The sequence below is a fragment of the Arthrobacter sp. B6 genome, assembly GCF_001663775.1.
Classification (GTDB): Bacteria; Actinomycetota; Actinomycetes; order Actinomycetales; family Micrococcaceae; genus Arthrobacter.
Window position 1 is genome coordinate 1,133,408 of the sequence record NZ_KV467168.1, and the last position, 18,603, is coordinate 1,152,010.

Below are 18,603 nucleotides of genomic sequence, written 5' to 3' on the forward strand. Positions count from 1 at the left end.
GCACTACTCCGTCAGTACCCGAGCGTGACCGGAATCTGTTCCTGGCCTGACGCGGCGGGCATGAGTGCCAGCGAAGACATGTCATCCCGTCCATCCTGCTGGAGAATCAGGGCGCCGTAGGCGGCGTCGCCGGAGGCAGACACGACATACCCCACTACCACCGATTCTCCGACCTTCTCCGGGACGTCGATGGACGTGGTGGTTCCCCCGGCGATGTCCGCGGTGGAAGCAGGCTGGATCTTGCCGTCGGCCGTGATGGCGGAGTATGAAATGGTGGCCCGGTCCTCCAAGGCTCCAAAAACCAGGATGCGTTTGCCACCCTGGGGCACCGGCACCACATGCTGGCTCCCAAGCCTGACCCCTGCAGCCGCCCACGCGACGTCGGAGGCCTGATCTTCCTTGAGCCCGCGCGTTACCCGCGCCGCAGCCACAAACGACACATCCGCGCTGGCGGCCAATGTGTAGTGGCCTGCCGGAACGCCCGCCAGGGACACTTCGGTTACAGAGCCTGCCTTGGCAGTGACCACTCCCCCGCCGGGCAATGCCTGCTGGCCGTCGCGCCCGAACAGCTTGATCTCCACCACAGCATCCGACTGGCCGGGGACCGTAAGTTGCAGCGCGGGGCCGGCGTCCTCGTAGCCCTTTTCCCGGGTGAGGGACGCGAGGGAAGCTGCGTCCTGGATGTCGATTCCGGTCATGACCTGGCGAGCGGCGGGGCCGGCTCCCGGGGAAATGAAATCCACGCCGCCGGGTGTCAGTCCCCTGAGGACGCTTTGCTGGATCGCTGCGGCCACGGGACCGCCAGCGCTCCGCACGTGCACGCTGAGCTGGGCCTCCCCGGGCGCCAGCCCTGCAAGGACGATGGACCTGGTACTGCCCGGTGCCACCAGGAGGCCGCGGCTCCCGGGGGCCTGGATCTGGCCTTTTGTGCCGTACAGTTCCAGGCTGACGGTGGCAGGCGTGGTGGAGGCGTTGCTGAGGATCAGGACCGACGTGCGCCCCAACGTGGTGCTGGCCCCGGCGAGCCAAACGTCGTTGGAAGGCTGCTGGCAGTTGGCAGCTGCGGAACCCTGGAGGTCGCCGTCGGTGGCCGAATACTTCATCAGGGCTGCCGCAGAGGGTTTCTGGCCTTCACGGGCATCGGCACTCAGGACGCTCGCGGCGTCCACGGCCTGTTCTTCGATGACGCCGGCTTTGAGTTCCTGCGGTCCGGCTGCCCCGCTGGCCTGTGCGCTGTCCTTGGCGATCACGACGGTGGTAGTCCCGTCGAGGGCCGAAAGCCGGCTGGCGGGCAGGACGCCGCCGGGAGCACTGATTACTGCACCTGAGACGGCGCTGCGGGCAGTTGCAGATTCCGGGCTGAACTGGGGATCCGTCCCGGCTTCGGTGCCTTTCAGAAGCCGGGCCGGACCCGGGCAGACTCCAACGCTGGAACCGGCTGGCACGGCAGCCAGTGCGGCCGGCAGGCTCCGGCTGCCCGCAGGTTCCGGAGCCAGCGTGGCCGCGGCAATGATTCCCCCGGCGGCTGCAATAATCGCTGCGGCCGAGACCAGGCCCGTCAAAAGGCCTTTACCAGACGGGTTGCCCGTTTCCGGGGACGTGTCCTTATGCATTCTGGTGTTCCTTACGCAAGGAGCCCTCGTCCCGGGACAGCCCGGTGTTGGACCGGCGGGCCGGGATGGGGATCGCGAGCATGACGGTGAGGCCGATGACCGTGATCTGCAGGATGCCGGACCACAGCGCCCAAGGGTTCTCGTAGCGGATGGTGAGCTGCCCGGCCGAAGGCGGCAGCGTGAAGGCCTGTGCCCAGCCGGAGGTGGTGGATGTGAGCTTCCGGCCGTCGAACCAGGCGCTCCATCCGGGATCGGCACGTTCGGCGAGTACCACCAGCCGCCCGTCAGGTCCTTCCGCAACTTCCGTGTCGACGTCGTCCAAGCCGGAAGGAAGCAACGCAACGGTGGCGCCGGTGCCGTCAACGATCCGGGCACGGTGGGCAACGTCTGCCTGCTGCAGAACCGGCTGGTTCAGCGGAGCGATCCGCCAGAGCCACCCGACGTCGGTCTGTCCAACGGCGATGAGACCAGGCACTGCGTCCATCCTGCTGGCGGTGAGCTGGGCGGCAGTATCGGCGGAGCGCAAGACGACAAACCCCGCTCCCAGCTGCTCCAGTTCGGGGCGCGGGTCCACTCCTTGTCCGGCCACGATGGTTGCAACGACACCGCGGACGGCTGCGGTGACGCTGTCGTCGTCGCGTACTGTCTCGGTGCCCGGCGCGCCCATGATGTTCCGGGCGGACGCGATGGTGGACAGGCTGTCCAGGGTGGTGCCCGCGCCGCGCATCAGGGCAGCGTTGAACGTGCCGTCTTCCGAGGTACTGATCAGCAGCGTGCGGGTCTGCTCCGGGCCAGTACCGCGGTCGATGGCAGTGGCGGGGAGGATCCGGGAATCGCCGGCCTCCACCAGCCGGGGCACGCCCAGCGGGTCGCCCGCTGCATCCTGAGCCGGGCCGGCCGACGTGGCTGACCGGAGGAGGTTCTGGGCGGACCAGGCCGCCATTCCGGCCAAGGGGCCGGCCAGCAGGAGGACGGTGGCCAGTGCGACCCCGGAACGCACGAGGATTTTCTGCGGACTGCTTGCAACGGACGCCCTGTCCGCCGCGTCCAGGAGCCGCTCCGCGCCGATCAGCGCGGCGCCCAGCAGGGCGAAGCCGGCTGCCGAGACCGGCGGGCCGGTGAAGGGTGTCACCAACGTGTCTGCGTTGACGGCGGTGGCCACGTGGCTGACCAGCCAGCCGCCGGCAAGGATGATGAGGGCGGCCACCCAGAGGGCACGGGCCGCACCGCTTCGTTTTCCGGGCATCAGGATCGCCGCAAGGGCGAGGACAAGCACCGGCACGGCCAGCAGCAGGGCGAGCAGCAGGGCCCACGGAACAGCGCCGCTAAAAAACGGCAGTCCCGACAGCCCGCCGTCCGGGGCGAACCGGATCGGCTGGCCCAGGATCTGCTGCCACAACGGGGCGCCGGCGAAGCCCAGCGGGACGCCCGGATCAGCGAGCAGGGCGCGCGGCCGGTCCAGCACGGACAGGCCGAAAGGGATGAACAGGGCGGCGCTCGGAAGCAGGGCCCACCACACGGTGCGGCCGCGCCGGCCCAGCAGGAGCCCACACAGGACAATGACGACGGCGGCCGGGGCCAGCAGCGACGGTGCGGAGGCGGACACAACCGCCAGGGCCAGGCCGGCGGCCGCTGCCGCCGTCCAGGACGGCGTGCCGTTGATTCCCGGCTTTTCCGGTGGTCTTTCGGTGAACCGCCGGTCACCGGGTGATGGCAGCAGGAACCGCCCATGACCCAGGGCGGTTCCAGTGGCGCGGAGCAGCGCCAGAACCACCAGGGGGACCATGATGTGGGCGACCAGGGCGCCAATCCTGCCCTGGTTCAAGGCGACCTGCAAAGCCGGAGCGCCGGCCCAGAAAAGGGCGGCAACAAGACGGAAGCGGCGCCGGAACGTCAGGGCACCGGAGGCATACCATGCCGCCAGACCGGACAGCGGGGCGGCGAGCAGGAGAAGCCAGGCGATGGCGCTGTTTGCGTCGCCGCCGCCCAACAGGCCAAGGGTCCACAGCACATAGCCGAAGGGATCCCCCCTGCCGGGCAGCCCGGCGCCCAGGCTGATCCACCAACTGGACGCGTGGTGCCAGATCTCGCCTAGAGTCGACGAGGCAGGTATCAGCGCGCCACCCGACGCGGACTCTGCACGAAAGAGGCCGGTGAGTGCCGTGAGTGACGCCACGGAGGCGATCAATACCGCCACCAGTGCGCCGTTCCCCACCCAGCCACGTTCGCTGGTGGTCAGGGCTGCGAAATCATCGGCTGAATCCCCGCTCGGCTGGTCGGCGAGGGGGTCCTTTTCAAGTCCCTCCGAGGGCGAGGAGTCGGATCCCAGCGCCTCCATCAGTGAACGGCGGTGGCTCCAAACCTCCCGGCGGGACGTCTGAAGCTTGCCGACGACCGAGCGGCGGATCCGCCGCGTCCGGGCGGCTGTCCGGCGCGCCTTCGCCACCGCACCCGGCCTGCCCAAGGCCGTCAAGGTGGCCGCGAACTGGGTAAAGCCGTATCCGGGATCCTTGACCGCGATGCTGAGGACGAGTTTGAAGATGCTCCCCAGGAGCGCGCCCGCCGCGTGCAGGGGTACCTTCCACAGCGGGGTGTGCTTGAGCCGCAGGTGCACCTGTGCTTTCCGGGCCGCCGAGGCATTCCCGAGGGCGTGCGGCCTGTGCGCTACATGGAACATTCGGGCGGTGGGCACCACTACGACGCGGTGTCCGGCAAGGCGGTTTCGCCAGCAAAAGTCGATATCGTCACCGCTGCCGGGCAGCGCGGGATCAAACCCCTGCAGCTGTTCCCAGACGTCCCGGCGAACCAGCATTCCGGCGGAGTTCACGGCGAAGGTGTCGGTACGGCCATCGTATTGGCCCTGGTCCAGCTCGTCAGCGTCAATCAGGGTGAGTCGCTCGGCCCATCTGCTGGTGGAAAGCCCGACGTCGATGAGCCGGCGCCCTTCGTGCCAGTCTAGCTGTTTGCAGCCGGCGACCGTGACCGAGGGGGCACGTTCCACTGCGCCCAACAGTTCGGCCAGCGCTTCCGGTGCGGGCGCGGCGTCGTCGTGAAGCAGCCAGATCCACTCCGTGCCCGAACCTCCAGGATGTCCGTCCCAGGGTGACAGGGCCTCGAGCCCGGCACGTATGGCGCCGCCCATTCCGGCCTTGGCCTGCGGATGCGTGATGACGTTGGCTTCGCCGAGGGCCCGCACCAACACGTTCTCAGAGTCGTCCTTGGATCCTGTGTCCACACCAATGACCGAATCGACAGGCCGGGTCTGGTCCGCCAGGGCAGCCAGGGTTCTGGGGAGATAGGCACTGCCGTTGTGGGACACCACAACGGCAGTGACGTGCACTTCCTGAAGAATTAGATTGCTCGCTTCCTTAGCCGCCGGCGCTCACGCTCGGAAAGGCCTCCCCAAATGCCAAACCGTTCGTCGTTCGCCAGCGCGTATTCAAGGCATTGGGACCGCACATTGCACGCACCGCAGACCTTCTTGGCGTCGCGTGTGGATCCCCCCTTTTCAGGGAAGAATGCTTCCGGATCCGTCTGGGCACAGAGAGCATCGGTCTGCCAGCCCAGTTCGCCTTCGTCGTCGAAATCCTGCTGGAAAGGCAGCCCGATCCACACGGGCTGCGAAGTGGTGCCCCCGGTAAGCGTCTGGAGTTCCATGGGCGGATCCAGGTCGTCATCGTCCTGGTCATGTCCGCCGTCGAGCAGCGCTTCATGGGCAGCGAGGAACGCAGTGGCCTGATCCTCAAAAGTCTCTTTGGTATTGCGGTTGTAGCGCTCAGCGGCGTCCGGATCCGCTGGATCCACATACCAATCGCTCGGCACGCCTCGTGAACGGTACTTCGCCGTTGCCTGTCCGGCGACGACTGCATCTTCATGGATACGCTCTGCTTGCCCCACGGCGACCCTCCTGATGTTGCTGCCCCTGCCTGGATACTTGGACACTCGGTTGTGTGCCGGTATTTGCGCAATGGCCTTCGATATCTAATTACACGTGTGTAACTACAGGCGAGTCAAGCCGTGGAGGGATAATAATCAACAGTCCCGGCCAACTCAGGGCACGCCACGCCCGGGAATTTTTACGGGCACGCCTGCCGCGCATGCGACATGGACCAACGGAGTGCGGGCTTCTCCGCCAAATCCCCATGGATTCCGGCAGAAAATACAGCCTCTGCGTGAATAACGCAAGCGAAATGAGAAACTCGTGTGAGTAACATCACAGCAACTTCGACGCTCGGTGCCTCACTATTCATCCCATCGCCAGCGCACGATTTCCGGTGACTGGCTGAGGCTCTCGTGCCAAGATGTAGCAATGAGCATCCCAGCGATCGAACTGATGACCACTTTGCGCTCCGGACATGCCACCTCACCGCGCCTGACCTGGTACGGGCCGGACTCAGAGCGTGTCGAGCTGTCGGGACGGGTGCTGGACAACTGGGTCGCCAAAACCAGCAACCTGCTGCAGGACGAACTCGACGCCGAGCCCGGTATGCGTGTAAACCTTGACCTTCCGGCCCACTGGAAGTCGGTCATTTGGGCACTGGCCGCCTGGCAGCTCGGAATGGAAACCGTGCTGGACGGCGGCGATGCCGACTATCTCGTAACTGATCGGCCGGACTCAACGGGACGGCACCACGCCGTGATTGCCGTTGCGCTCCCGGCCCTGGCAATGCGGTGGCCGGGCGAGCTGCCGGGCGGCTGTATCGACTACGCCTCGGAGGTCCGTTCGCACGGAGACGTGTTTATGGCCCACACGGATCCCTCGGAATCAGGCTGCGCCATTCGCGGCAGCGACGGCCGGCAGCACCTCCATGAGGGCCTGCTCACCGGCTTTGCCGCCCCGCACGAAGAGGGGGTGCGCCTTCTGGTGCCTGCCGCCGAAGGCCTGGAAGCAGCACTGTCCAACTCCCTGGGTGCCTGGAAGAGCGGCGGGTCCGTGCTGATGGCGCACCCGGACGTTGAGCTGACGGACAAGCTCCTCGCCGCCGAACGCATCCACGGCAAGTAGGCCGCCGGCTGGTAGGGCGCCGGCCGCTGATCGTGGCCGCAGAACGCCCTGCGTACCCAGGACTAGGACGGCCGGGGGCCTTCGGGAGCGTCCCCGTCGAGCCGTTCTCCGCCCTGGACTGCCGCCGCGGCCGTCTTTTCGTGGTGGTGGAGCTCGATGAGTTCGTGGTCGTGTGAGAACTCCGGCTCCTGGTCCAGTTCTTCATTGAAGACCCAGAAACGGTAGGCGAAGAACCGGAATATAGTGCCTAGGACCAGGCCCACAACGCTGCCTGCAATAAACAGCGAGGGCTTGTCATTCAAGTCCAGGATGTACTTCGCGAACCAAACACAGCCGGACGCAATCAGGAGCCCCACCAGGTTCATCACGGCGAAAAGCGCGGCTTCGCGGGCAACGTTGGCCTGCTTCCGGTGGCGGAACGTCCAATAGCGGTTGGCAATCCAGGAGAAGATACTGGCCACGATGGTAGCCACAGCCTTCGCCCAGACCTCGCTGCCGTGCATCGGTCCGGTGAACAGCCAGATATAGACAGCCGAGTCAATGACGAACGCCACACCGCCCACCGCCCCGAACTTGGCCACCTCACGCCAAAACAGCGAGGCGAGCCCCCGGATACGATCTGCAACTGAGCTAAACATGACCCTCCATGGCCGTCAGAACTGTGGGCCACACGGCCAAAGGTCCATTTTAGCGCTGAATTCACCCCATGCGCCGCCGCACCCGGGGGAAGCAGGCGGCGTAATTACCCGAAACTCAGGCCAAGTGGAGCCAGAAAGCCGGGATCCGGCCCGCTTTTCTGTAGGCTGGCACTTGTGACTTTTCCAGTAATCGGCGTGGTTGGCGGCGGCCAGCTCGCGCGCATGATGGCCCCAGCCGCCACCGCACTAGGCTTTGAACTCCGCGTCCTGGCTGAGGCTGAGGACGTTTCAGCCGTATCAGCCGTTGCCACCTCCCCGGTGGGTGACTACAAGGATCTCCAGACCCTCCTCGACTTCGCGGACGGCCTCGATGTTATGACCTTCGATCACGAACACGTGCCCACGGACCACCTCCGTGAGCTTTTGGCCGCTGGCGTTAACGTCCAGCCCGGTCCGGACGCCCTGGTCAACGCCCAGGACAAGCTCGTGATGCGGGCGGCCATCGACAGGCTGGGGCTCCCGAACCCCACATGGGCCGCAGTGGCTGACGTTCCCGGCCTGGTGAGGTTCGGCGATGAGATCGGCTGGCCCGTGGTCCTCAAAATGCCACGCGGCGGCTATGACGGCAAGGGCGTTCGAATCATCGACTCCGCCGACGCTGCCGAGGAGGCCGCTCCCTGGTTCGAAGCCATGAGCCCGCTCCTGGCGGAAGCCAAGGTTGACTTCAGCCGGGAACTGTCCGCCCTGGTGGCACGGACCCCCAGTGGCGAAGCGCGGGCCTGGCCGGTGGTACACACCATCCAGGTGGACGGCGTCTGTGACGAAGTCATCGCCCCTGCCCTGAACATCCCGCTTGAGGTTGCTGCGGCCGCGGAAGACGCAGCCCTCCGCGTTGCCACGGAACTGGGTGTGACCGGAGTGATGGCGGCAGAGCTTTTCGAAACCCCGGGTTCCGGCGTCGGCTTCCTCATTAACGAACTGGCCATGCGGCCCCACAACACCGGCCACTGGACCCAGGACGGTTCGGTCACCAGCCAGTTTGAACAGCACCTGCGGGCAGTCCTGGACTTGCCGCTGGGCGCTACCGATGTCCTCGGCCCCGTAGTGGTGATGAAGAATTTCCTCGGCGGCGACAACGAGGATCTGTTTTCGGCCTTCCCGGCCGCTCTTGCCAGCGAACCGGCCGCCAAGGTCCACTGCTACGGCAAGTCGGTGCGTCCCGGCCGCAAGATTGGCCATGTCAACCTCGTGGGGACCTCCACGGACGACGTGGACGCGGTCCGGCAACGGGCAACGCGGGTGGCCGGCATCATTCGAGACGGCCGGGTCCCCACCGAAGAATCAGCACGGATTTCCGAGGAGAACGCATGACCACCGAAACCACCTCCGGCATCAGCGACACCGGCGCCGGCCCCATCGTTGGGCTGGTTATGGGCTCAGATTCGGATTGGCCGGTCATGGAGGCCGCGGCGGAGGCGTTGGCCGAGTTCGGTGTTCCCTTTGAAGCCGACGTTGTCTCCGCACACCGGATGCCCACCGAAATGATCCGGTACGGCCAAAGCGCCCATGAACGCGGGCTGCGGGTCATCATTGCCGGCGCAGGCGGGGCCGCGCACCTCCCCGGCATGCTCGCCAGCGTGACGCCCCTGCCCGTTATTGGTGTTCCGGTCCCCCTCAAGACCTTGGACGGCATGGATTCCCTCCTGTCCATCGTCCAGATGCCGGCCGGCGTTCCAGTGGCCACCGTGTCCATCGCCGGCGCCCGCAATGCCGGCCTTCTTGCCGTCCGCATCCTTGCGTCCGGCACCGACGACCTGGCAGCCTCGCTTCGCGCCGACCTCCTGGATTTCGCCCAGGAGCTCAATGACGTCGCTGCCCGAAAGGGAGCCAACCTCCGGCAGAAGGTCAGCGAAGTCTTCGCTGACGGCAATGGTGTCCTCCGGGGCGCCCGCTAAGGTACCGGAAATGTCCAGAAGCGAAACGCAGCAGCCCTCAACCGGAGGGGTCATGACTGATCCTGTCCGGTATCCGTCCAGCGCCTCGGCCCCCGTCCGGACCAAGCGGGCTTTTGTCCTGCTGCTGATGACCCTCCTGGTACCCGGCAGTGCCCAAATTGTGGCGGGTGACCGTAAGCTCGGCCGCCTTGCCCTTCGGGTCACCTTCGGCGTCTGGGCGCTGCTGCTCGCCACCATTCTGCTGCTGGTCCTCAACCGGCCTTTGCTGATTAACGTCATCACCAACCCGTTCACTTCGCTCCTGATCATCCTGGTCCTCGTCGCCCTGGCCCTCGGTTGGGCGTTCCTTTTCATCAACACCCTTCGGCTGATCCGGCCCGTGCTGCTGGCGCCGGGGGCGCGTCCCGCCGTCGGAATTGCGTTGGTCCTGGCCCTCATCCTCAGCAGCGGCTCGCTGGGCTACGCCGCCTACCTGCTCAATGTGGGCCGTAACGCCATCGGCAGCATTTTCTCCTCCGGCCCGGCCATCGATCCCGTGGAAGGCCGCTACAACTTCCTGATGATGGGTGGCGACGCGGGTGATGACCGCACCGGCCGGCGGCCGGACAGCCTTTCGGTTCTAAGCGTCGATGCCAAGACCGGACAGACCGCCATCATCTCCGTACCGCGCAACCTCCAGAACGCCCAGTTCAGTGAGGGCTCCCCCATGCGCCAGATTTATCCGGACGGCTACAACTGCGGCGACGAGTGCCTGATCAACGCCATCAACACTGAGGTGACGAACGAGCACGCCGACCTCTACCCGGGAGTAGCCGACCCCGGCGCCCAGGCAACCCTCGAGGCCGTCTCCGGTACCCTCGGCCTGACCATCCAGGCATATGTCCTGGTAGACATGGAAGGCTTCGCCAAGCTCATCGATGCCATGGGCGGCATCAGGATCAAGGCCGGCGGCTGGGTTCCCATGAGCGGCATATTTGATGAAGTCAGCCGCGTTCACGGCATGCCCTTGGGCTGGATCCCCGCCGGTGAACAGACTCTCAATGGCGACCAAGCCCTCTGGTACGGCCGATCCCGTGAATTTGTTGACGATTACGCCCGCATCCAGCGCCAGCAGTGCGTTCAGCAGGCCATGCTCAAGCAGCTGGACCCGGCCACCCTGCTGGCCAAGTTCGAGGATATCGCCAACGCGGGGACCAAAGTCGTGGACTCGAATATCTCCTCCTCGCAGCTGGGAAGCTTCGTTGACCTCGCCATGAAAGCCAAGGGCCAGGACGTCAAGCGGCTCACCATCGGGCCACCCGATTTTGATGTCTCCTTCTCCACCGTTCCTGACTTTGACGTCATCCACGACAAGGTGGATCAGCTGCTCGCTTCCGCGTCGGGGCCACAGGCCGCCCTGCCTGTTGACGGCATGGTGCCGGTCCCCGCGGGCGGCGGCCGCCTGCAGGCGTCCGGGACGCTTCCGCCTACTGTTTTGGCAGGCGGCCGCGCCCAGGCGCAGCAGCCCACACCGCCGTCGGACTTCACACCGGTGACCACCACGCCCTACGGCGAACCGATCACCGAGGCGATGCTGAACCAGCTCAAGAGCGAGGGCAACGAGCAGGCGCTGCGTGAGCTGGTCGCCTCGAACGGCCTGTGCGCGCCCTTGTAGGCGCCACTCCCCGTGACCGCATGCCCTAAACCTGAAGACCAAGAAATGGACACGGCTGTGTACGAAATTGAGAACGTCCTCCGCGATTATGCCTGGGGATCCACGACGGCGATCGCCGGGCTTCTGGGACGCCCCGAATCCGGCCGTCCGGAAGCCGAACTCTGGATTGGCGCGCACCCGGACTCGCCCTCCGTCGCACGGCGCCCTGACGGTTCGGATGTGCCGCTGGACCGGCTGATCGCCGAGGATCCGGAGCATTTCCTCGGCGCTGAATCCGTGGCCGGCTTCGGACCGCGGCTGCCGTTCCTCACTAAGGTTCTCGCGGCCGCGCAGCCACTCTCCCTGCAGGTCCATCCCAGCAGCGCGCAGGCCAGGGCCGGGTTCGCGCGGGAAAATGCCCAAGGCGTGGCTCCCGATGCGGCCAACCGGAATTACCGCGATGACAACCACAAGCCTGAAATGATCTTTGCGCTCACGCCGTTTGAGGCGTTGTGCGGCTTCCGGCCAGCGGCTGACACGCGTGCCACCCTGCTCCACCTGGCAGCCGCCTTCGATGCAGTTGAGGCCGACCGGCCTCCGCTGCTGACTGAACTTCTGGAAGACCTCGGAAACTCCGACGAGAGCACCGGGCTGCGGATGGCCTTCGAACGGCTGATTTCAGGCGGGCCCGCCGTGGCTGAGGCTACCGCCCTGGTCGCCGGTGTGCTCGTCTCCGGCGCCTCCCTTGAGCCGTACCGGTCCGAGCTGTCGACGGTGCTCAGCCTGAACGAAAAGTACCCGGGCGATCCGGGTGTGCTGATTTCGCTGCTGCTGAACCGGATTTCGCTGGCCCCCGGTGAAGCGGTGTACCTCCCCGCGGGCAACGTGCACGCATACCTGCATGGCATGGGCGTGGAGGTCATGGCTTCCTCCGACAACGTGCTCCGAGGCGGACTGACACCGAAGTTCATTGATGTCCCCGAGCTCCTGCGCACCATCGAATTCAGGCCGGTGGCGGTACCGATGCTCAGGCCGGAGTTTTCCGAACTCGGCCAGGAGCTCTACCAGCCGCCGTTCCGGGAGTTCCAACTGCAGCGCATCGAATTGGCCCCGGGAGCACCGCCGGTTCCCCTGGCCCAGTCCGGGGCGGCCGTGGTGATTGTGGTCGAGGGAACCGTGTACCTCGACTCACCCAAGGGCGACCTGCAGCTGGCACGCGGCGGAAGCGCGTTCCTGGCTGCGTCCGAAGCACCGGTGAACGTCCACCCCGTTTCCGGGACGCAGGAACCGTCAGTTGCCTTCGCCGTCACCACCTCCATGAAAGCCTGACCGGTGGAGTATTTCCTCCAGACTCCCGCCTGGGCGGACGTCCTGTCATCGCTCGGCCGTACCGTTCACCAGCAATCCGGCCCCGGTTGGAGCTTCCTGGCAGTTGAGGAGACCAACCCTGCCGGCAAGGTGCTGTACGCGCCCTACGGCCCGGTGGCCTCTTCCCCTGACGCGTTCGACGCCGCCCTCGCCGCCCTCATTGAACTGGCCCGCTCCTGCGGTGCCGTCTTTGTCCGGATCGAACCGGTATCCGCGGGACTTGGGGTTTCGGCGGCGGCGGACGAGCTCCGTCGCCGGGGCCTCCAGCCGGCACCGAGCAACCCACAACCCGAACTCAGCTGGATCGTGGACCTGGACGGTGATTTCAAGGACGTCCTGGCCGCCATGAAGCCCGTAAACCGGAACCTGTACCGGAACATCCACAAGAAGGGCGTCACCTTCCGGACGTCGCAGGACCCGGATGACATTGGCATCCTGCTGAAGTTCCTCCACATGACGGCACGGCGCAACGGATTCAAGCCGCAGAGCGACGACTACCTGACCAGCGTGGTGACCTCCATGATGCCCGCAGGCGCCGCGACGCTCTTCATCGCGGAACTGCAGGGAGAGCCCATCGCCGCAGCCCTGGCCTACGATTCCGCCGACACCCGCACCTACGCCCATGCAGCCCTGGACGACACCCACCGGAAGCTCAGTGCCGGCATTCCGCTATTGGTGACCCTCATGGCAGACGCGAAGGACCGGGGGCTGAAGCACGTGGACCTCTGGGGAGTGGCACCGGCGGACCAGCCCGACCACAAGTGGTCAGGCTTCAGTGCCTTCAAGAAATCCTTCGGTGGCCGCGAAATCTCGTACCCCGGTGCCTGGGACCTCCCGGTAAAAAAGCTCCGGTACAACGCGTACCAGTTGGCGCGCAAGCTGCGGGACAGGCTGCGGACACTCCCCTCCCCCTTGGCGCGAACGAACACTTAAGCCCCTCCCACTGGCGCGAACGTACACTTGTGGCCCTGTCCGCTGGCGCGAACGTACACTTGTGGCCCTGTCCGCTGGCGCGAACGTACACTTGTGGCCCTGTCCGCTGGCGCGAACGTACACTTGTGGCCCTATCCAAGACCCAGACTCCTTGGAGTTTCAACGACCCACTAGAAAACGCCGGAAGATTCTGGGGCCCCAAGTGTACGCTCGCGTAATTGAGCGTCGCTGGCCTGTGGATAACCCTCACGACCGCTGCGATTTTCTTGCACACTGGAGCATGGCACTCTCACCGCTCCCTGACGAACTGTTAGCCGGCTCGTTTACCACGGCTATCGCCGCGTGCTCCGGCGTGTCACGAAAGCGCCAGCGGCAGCCCGACGTCCTCATTCCGTCCCGCGGCATCCGCATCCCCATGAACGGAAACGCGGCTGTGCCCGCCAACCTTCGTGCCTATACGACGCTGGACAAGTCATCGACCTTGACACACCATTCTGGAGGCAGGATCTGGGCGCTCGGCCTACCTGCCTGGCTCGAGGAAGACTGGCGGATCCATATCGCGCGCGGCCGGTCAGACGGTAAGCCCAGGCGCAGGAACGTCATTGGCCACCGGATGACGTTCCAGCCAGGCGAGGTGGTGATGCACGACGGCGTCCGTGTCACCTCGCCGGCGCGGACGTGGCTGGATCTTGCAAGCCTGCTCACCGTTGATGAATTGATTGCGGCAGGAGATTCCGTGGTGGCGGCCCACGGGCCTGAATTCCCGCGACCAAAGAAGCCTCTGGCCACGATAGTTGACCTGAATAGGATGATCGCTGCGCACCCGGGCATGCGGGGCGTGAAGACCGCGCGGCTGGCCCTCGAGGAAATACGCACTGGCGCAGATTCACCGCAGGAAACACGAATGCGTTTGGCCCTTGCTCGATCCAACCTTGGCGAGCCGCTGCTAAACCATGTGGTCCGCAACAGCTGGGGTTACCCCGCTGTCTGGCCGGACGCGGCCTACCCGAAACATCGTATTGCCCTGCAGTACGACGGCGGGCACCACTCGGATCCCGGCCAGATCAAACTCGATGAAATGAGGCGGGCGACCACGGAGCGGCTGGGCTGGACTGAAATCAGGGTCTTCAAGGAGGACCTCGAGGGTGATAAGCCCTTTGTCCTGGAAAAAGTCAGGGCAGCCACCCGACGACTGCCGGAGAGCCAGACGGAGCATCAGTCCGTCGCCCGAGGATGAACGTGGTTGGGGACAGGCGCCTGGCGGCCGGCGAACGTACAGTTGAGGCCCCGGATCCGCTTGGATCCGGGGCCTCAACTGTACGTTCGCGTCTTCGGGGGGAGCCGAAGAACCTAGCTCTTGCGGGCGTAGCCTTCCCACTTGCTGGCCTGGTGCTCACCGTCAACGAAACGGATGGTCCCCGACTTGGAGCGCATCACGATGGACTGGGTGAGGACCTTGTCCTTGGAGTAGCGGACGCCCTTGAGGAGGTCGCCGTCCGTGATGCCCGTGGCCGCGAAGTAGCAGTTGTCGCTGGACACGAGGTCGTTGGTGGACAGTACGCGTTCCAGGTCATGGCCGGCGTCAATGGCTTTCTGCTTCTCATCGTCGCTGGTGGGCCACAGCCGGCCCTGGATGACGCCGCCCAGGGACTTGATGGCGCAGGCCGCCACGATGCCTTCCGGGGTGCCGCCGATGCCCATCAGGGCGTCAACACCTGTACCGGAACGGGCCGCGGCAATGGCGCCGGCAACGTCTCCGTCCATGATGAACTTAGTACGCGCGCCCGCTTCGCGGATCTCTTCGACCAGGGGACGGTGGCGGTCACGGTCAAGGATCATGACGTTCAGCTGGTTGACCTTCACGCCCTTTGCCTTGGCGATTAAGTGCAGGTTCTGCTTGACCGGTAAACGCAGGTCAACCATGTCAGCGGCCTCCGGGCCGGTGACCAGTTTCTCCATGTAGAACACAGCGGAGGGGTCGAACATGGACCCACGCTCGGCCACGGCCAGCACGGCCAGGGCGTTGTTGATGCCGAGGGCGGTCAGGCGGGTACCGTCGATGGGGTCTACGGCGACGTCGCATTCAGGGCCGGTGCCGTCGCCGACGTGCTCGCCGTTGAAGAGCATCGGGGCTTCGTCTTTTTCGCCTTCACCGATGACCACAACGCCGTTGAAGTGGACCGTGTGGAGGAAGGAGCGCATGGCGTCAACGGCGGCGCCGTCGGCCTTGTTCTTGTCACCGAAGCCAACCCAGTGGCCACCGGCAATGGCCGCGGCTTCGGTGACGCGGACGAGTTCAAGGGCAAGGTTGCGGTCCGGCTCGTCGATCCCCACAGCCAGGGACGGTGAAATCGTGGAGTATTGCTGGGTCATAGGCGCTGGTGACACGTGAACCTCTTCTTTGAGTGGCGATCATTGGACCTGTTCCCCCTGTTCAGGCGGATACGGTGATTCCTCTGCTAACGATCATAGTCGGGGCATCGCGTTCCGGGCATGGCATGACGCGCGCCCGCAATGTGCGCTGTGGGGGCGGCCTCCCGCACAACCAGCGTCCGGAGTGTGAGTTGGACGCCCGCATGGGCGACTATAGAGGGGTGAGTGATATGCAGGAAAAGACCAGCCCGGACCACGATGCCTCCGGTTCCGGGGGCGCCGGCAAGGCCACGGAGGACGGCGGGGATCAGCCCGTCAAGCCCGTAATCCCGGCGGCAGCGGCCAAACGCGCGAACGCGTCAGTCATCGGCATGGTCATCGCGCTTCTGGTCAGCATCGCCGCGTTCCTGCCGGTCGTCCTGATGAACCCGCTCCCGAAGAGTGACGGCTTCCGGCCGGACATCGACGTGAGCGCGGTGGCCCGGAACGCTACGGATGTGGCAGGATTCACACCCGTGGCGCCGGACACTGGTGACACATTCAGTTCCAACTACGCCCGCTGGGAGTCCGGCAGCGGCAGCGGTGTACCCACCTGGGAAGTCGGCTTCCTGACACCTGACGAGTCCTTCATCGGTCTTGTCCAGACCCGTCAGGCCAATCCCACCTGGCTCCTCCAGCAAACAGGAAACGCCCCTGTCACGGGGTCGCGCAGTGCAGGCGGACAGGAATGGGAACTTCGGGATACTGGCAAGGGCGAGAGGAGCATGGTGCTCAGTTACCGGGGCACCACCGTTGTCCTCAGTGGACCCGCAAAACTCGACGAGTTCGCGGTGCTGGCGGACGCCGTCGTGAAGTCCCTGGAAAGTAACCCTGCCGTCACGGTTTCCCCCTCGGCGGGCCCCACATCGTAAGGTAGGGCCGTGGCAACCTACCTGACTCCGGCCCTGGCCTGGCGACGACTTCGCGAAGGCAACGAACGTTTCATAAACGGCGAATCCTCCCACCCCAACCAAGACGCCTCCCGGCGGTCTTCGCTCGTGGAGAACCAACATCCCTTCGCCGTGATCTTTGGCTGCTCCGACTCCCGCCTCGCCGCCGAGATCATTTTCGACGTCGGACTCGGTGACGTCTTTGTGGTGCGGACAGCGGGCCAGGTCATCGACGACGCCGTCCTCGGCTCACTCGAATACAGCATCGGCGTGCTGGGGGTGCCGCTGATCGTGGTGCTGGGCCACGACAGCTGCGGTGCCGTGAGTGCCACAAAGTCCGCCGTCGAAACCGGACAGATGCCGGTGGGCTTCATCCGGGACCTTGTCGAGCGCATCACACCGTCCGTGCTGACGTCCCTCCGGAATGACAAACCAGACGTGAACGACATGGTGGTGGAGCACGTCAAACAGACCTCCCACCGCCTCGTGGACAGCTCCCGTGTGATTTCGGACGCAATCGAGAGCGGCCGGGCAGCGGTCATCGGACTTTCGTACAGCCTCGCCGACGGCCGCGCGGACCTTGTTTCCGGGATAGGCGAGCTCTGAACGCCCGCTGAAAGGCTGCCCGTAGCATGCGGTTCACGGTTTTCGATGCGGCGTTGGTGCGTCCTAAGCTAGCCCCATGACTTCCACTGAAGAATTCCGCATTGAACACGACACGATGGGCGAAGTCCGCGTCCCCGTGAACGCCCTGTACCGAGCACAGACGCAGCGTGCAGTTGAAAACTTCCCCATCTCCGGCAAAACCCTGGAACGCGCCCACATCGAGGCCCTCGCCCGGGTAAAGAAGGCAGCGGCCCAGGCCAACGCAGAACTTGGAGTGCTCGACGGCGAGCTGGCCAAGGCGATTGCAGAGGCCGCCGATGAGGTGGCTGCGGGCAAATACGACGGCGACTTCCCGATCGACGTTTTCCAGACCGGCTCCGGCACGTCGTCGAACATGAACACGAACGAGGTCATCGCCGAACTGGCCACGCGCTCCCTCAAGGCTGCGGGCAGCGACAAAGTTGTGCACCCGAACGACCACGTCAACGCCTCGCAGTCCTCCAACGACGTCTTCCCGACCTCGGTCCACGTCGCGGCCACCTCGGCCCTGATCAACGACCTCATCCCGGCCCTCGGCTACCTGGCCGAGTCGCTGGAGCGCAAGGCCGTGGAGTTCAAGGACGTCGTCAAGTCGGGCCGCACCCACCTCATGGACGCCACTCCGGTGACGCTCGGCCAGGAGTTCGGCGGCTATGCTGCGCAGGTCCGCTATGGCATCGAGCGCATCAACGCCTCGCTCCCCCGCGTCGCTGAAGTTCCGCTCGGCGGCACGGCTGTGGGCACCGGCATCAACACCCCGGCCGGGTTCCCGGAGCGGGTGATTGAACTGCTCGCCACCGACACGGGCCTCCCTCTGACCGAGGCCCGCGACCACTTCGAAGCACAGGCCAACCGCGACGGCCTCATCGAGGCGTCCAGCCAGCTGCGCAACATTGCGATCTCCTTCATGAAGATCAACAACGACCTCCGCTGGATGGGCTCCGGTCCAAACACCGGCCTGGGCGAAATCGCCATTCCGGACCTGCAGCCCGGATCCTCGATCATGCCGGGCAAGGTCAACCCCGTCATCTGTGAGGCCTCCATCATGGTGGCCGCGCAGGTCATCGGCAACGACACCACAATTGCGTGGTCCGGAACCAACGGCGCCTTCGAACTGAACGTCGGCATCCCCGTGATGGCCGCCAATCTGCTTGAGTCCGTGCGCCTGCTGGCAAACACCAGCCGCGTCATGGCCGACAAGATGATTGACGGCATCACCGCAAACGTGGAGCGCGCCCGCTTCCTTGCCGAAGCGTCACCGTCCATCGTCACCCCGCTGAACAAGTACATCGGCTACGAAAACGCGGCGAAGATCGCCAAGAAGGCAGTGGCCGAGGGCCTCACCATCCGTGAAACCGTGGTGGCCATGGGCTTCCTGGAGCGCGGCGAAGTAACCGAAGAGCAGCTGGACACGGCACTGGACGTTATGTCCATGACCCGCCCGCCGCACAAGGCATAGGTCCCCAGACGACCGGAGGCCCCCCGTACGACGGCGGGCCCCCCCCCCCCCA

General features: G+C 65.4%; 15 protein-coding genes. 10 read left to right on the forward strand and 5 right to left on the reverse strand.

Translation table 11 applies throughout. The features are described 5' to 3' along the window. Positions 1-11: 11 nt before the first annotated feature. From AU175_RS04825 to AU175_RS22265, 3 genes are read right to left on the reverse strand one after another with little or no spacing between them, the layout of a single operon-like run. Positions 12-1,613 (reverse strand): DUF5719 family protein, encoded by a 1,602-nt coding sequence (locus AU175_RS04825; RefSeq protein ID WP_066286295.1) that lies wholly within the window; start codon positions 1,611-1,613, stop codon positions 12-14. Further along, a complete protein-coding gene (locus AU175_RS04830) occupies positions 1,606-4,953 on the reverse strand; it encodes a glycosyltransferase family 2 protein (RefSeq protein WP_066286297.1) in 3,348 nt (1,115 codons plus the stop codon). Before AU175_RS04830 ends, AU175_RS04825 begins: the two co-directional genes overlap by 8 nt. Positions 4,954-4,964: 11 nt before the next feature. Further along, a complete protein-coding gene (locus tag AU175_RS22265; protein WP_082979008.1) occupies positions 4,965-5,510 on the reverse strand; it encodes a WhiB family transcriptional regulator in 546 nt (181 codons plus the stop codon). A gap of 412 nt (positions 5,511-5,922) precedes the next feature. Between AU175_RS22265 and AU175_RS04840 the strand changes: the two genes are divergently transcribed. After that, on the forward strand, positions 5,923-6,618 hold the full coding sequence (locus AU175_RS04840) for a TIGR03089 family protein (protein WP_066286299.1): 696 nt from the start codon (positions 5,923-5,925) through the stop codon (positions 6,616-6,618). Positions 6,619-6,680: 62 nt separating this feature from the next. Here AU175_RS04840 and AU175_RS04845 read toward each other — a convergent pair whose 3' ends face one another. Continuing rightward, positions 6,681-7,256 carry a GtrA family protein gene (locus AU175_RS04845; RefSeq protein ID WP_066286300.1) on the reverse strand — a complete coding sequence of 192 codons (576 nt, stop codon included), beginning with the start codon at positions 7,254-7,256 and terminating at the stop codon, positions 6,681-6,683. 174 nt (positions 7,257-7,430) lie between these two features. Between AU175_RS04845 and AU175_RS04850 the strand changes: the two genes are divergently transcribed. From AU175_RS04850 to AU175_RS04875, 6 genes are all read left to right on the forward strand, one after another. Continuing rightward, entirely contained in the window at positions 7,431-8,627 is a 1,197-nt protein-coding gene (locus tag AU175_RS04850; protein WP_082979009.1) for a 5-(carboxyamino)imidazole ribonucleotide synthase, read from the forward strand. Beyond that, positions 8,624-9,211, forward strand: a complete 588-nt coding sequence (gene purE, locus AU175_RS04855; RefSeq protein ID WP_066286301.1) for a 5-(carboxyamino)imidazole ribonucleotide mutase — start codon at positions 8,624-8,626, stop codon at positions 9,209-9,211. The genes AU175_RS04850 and purE overlap by 4 nt, the downstream gene beginning before the upstream one ends. 10 nt (positions 9,212-9,221) lie before the next feature. After that, the gene (locus tag AU175_RS04860; protein WP_066290562.1) at positions 9,222-10,865 is read left to right on the forward strand and encodes an LCP family glycopolymer transferase; all 1,644 of its coding nucleotides are present in this window, start codon (positions 9,222-9,224) and stop codon (positions 10,863-10,865) included. A gap of 57 nt (positions 10,866-10,922) precedes the next feature. Beyond that, positions 10,923-12,173 (forward strand): mannose-6-phosphate isomerase, class I, encoded by a 1,251-nt coding sequence (gene manA, locus AU175_RS04865; RefSeq protein ID WP_066290565.1) that lies wholly within the window; start codon positions 10,923-10,925, stop codon positions 12,171-12,173. Positions 12,174-12,176: 3 nt separating this feature from the next. Beyond that, the gene (locus AU175_RS04870; protein ID WP_066286302.1) at positions 12,177-13,145 is read left to right on the forward strand and encodes a lipid II:glycine glycyltransferase FemX; all 969 of its coding nucleotides are present in this window, start codon (positions 12,177-12,179) and stop codon (positions 13,143-13,145) included. Positions 13,146-13,425: 280 nt separating this feature from the next. After that, a complete protein-coding gene (locus tag AU175_RS04875) occupies positions 13,426-14,382 on the forward strand; it encodes an endonuclease domain-containing protein (RefSeq protein WP_066286305.1) in 957 nt (318 codons plus the stop codon). Positions 14,383-14,495: 113 nt separating this feature from the next. Here the strand turns inward: AU175_RS04875 and glpX are convergent, their stop codons facing one another. Then, positions 14,496-15,518 (reverse strand): class II fructose-bisphosphatase, encoded by a 1,023-nt coding sequence (glpX, locus tag AU175_RS04880; RefSeq protein ID WP_197497133.1) that lies wholly within the window; start codon positions 15,516-15,518, stop codon positions 14,496-14,498. Between the two features lie 230 nt (positions 15,519-15,748). On the opposite strand from glpX, the gene AU175_RS04885 reads away from it, so the two are divergent. The 3 genes from AU175_RS04885 (at position 15,749) to AU175_RS04895 (ending at position 18,551) form a co-directional block, all read left to right on the forward strand. Next, a complete protein-coding gene (locus AU175_RS04885; protein ID WP_082979010.1) occupies positions 15,749-16,429 on the forward strand; it encodes a DUF4245 domain-containing protein in 681 nt (226 codons plus the stop codon). Between the two features lie 9 nt (positions 16,430-16,438). Next, complete coding sequence (locus AU175_RS04890; RefSeq protein ID WP_066286313.1) at positions 16,439-17,053, forward strand: carbonic anhydrase; 615 nt, start codon at positions 16,439-16,441, stop codon at positions 17,051-17,053. 76 nt (positions 17,054-17,129) lie between these two features. Next, on the forward strand, positions 17,130-18,551 hold the full coding sequence (locus AU175_RS04895) for a class II fumarate hydratase (RefSeq protein WP_066286314.1): 1,422 nt from the start codon (positions 17,130-17,132) through the stop codon (positions 18,549-18,551). Positions 18,552-18,603: the final 52 nt, after the last annotated feature.

Bases quoted from the DNA above. Each gene is read 5' to 3' on its own strand.
- AU175_RS04825 (WP_066286295.1), bottom strand. From the start codon at position 1,613: ATGCATAAGGACACGTCCCCGGAAACGGGCAACCCGTCTGGTAAAGGC.
- AU175_RS04840 (WP_066286299.1), top strand. From the start codon at position 5,923: ATGAGCATCCCAGCGATCGAACTGATGACCACTTTGCGCTCCGGACAT.
- AU175_RS04845 (WP_066286300.1), bottom strand. From the start codon at position 7,256: ATGTTTAGCTCAGTTGCAGATCGTATCCGGGGGCTCGCCTCGCTGTTT.
- purE (WP_066286301.1), top strand. From the start codon at position 8,624: ATGACCACCGAAACCACCTCCGGCATCAGCGACACCGGCGCCGGCCCC.
- AU175_RS04860 (WP_066290562.1), top strand. From the start codon at position 9,222: ATGTCCAGAAGCGAAACGCAGCAGCCCTCAACCGGAGGGGTCATGACT.
- AU175_RS04875 (WP_066286305.1), top strand. From the start codon at position 13,426: ATGGCACTCTCACCGCTCCCTGACGAACTGTTAGCCGGCTCGTTTACC.
- glpX (WP_197497133.1), bottom strand. From the start codon at position 15,518: ATGACCCAGCAATACTCCACGATTTCACCGTCCCTGGCTGTGGGGATC.
- AU175_RS04885 (WP_082979010.1), top strand. From the start codon at position 15,749: ATGCAGGAAAAGACCAGCCCGGACCACGATGCCTCCGGTTCCGGGGGC.
- AU175_RS04895 (WP_066286314.1), top strand. From the start codon at position 17,130: ATGACTTCCACTGAAGAATTCCGCATTGAACACGACACGATGGGCGAA.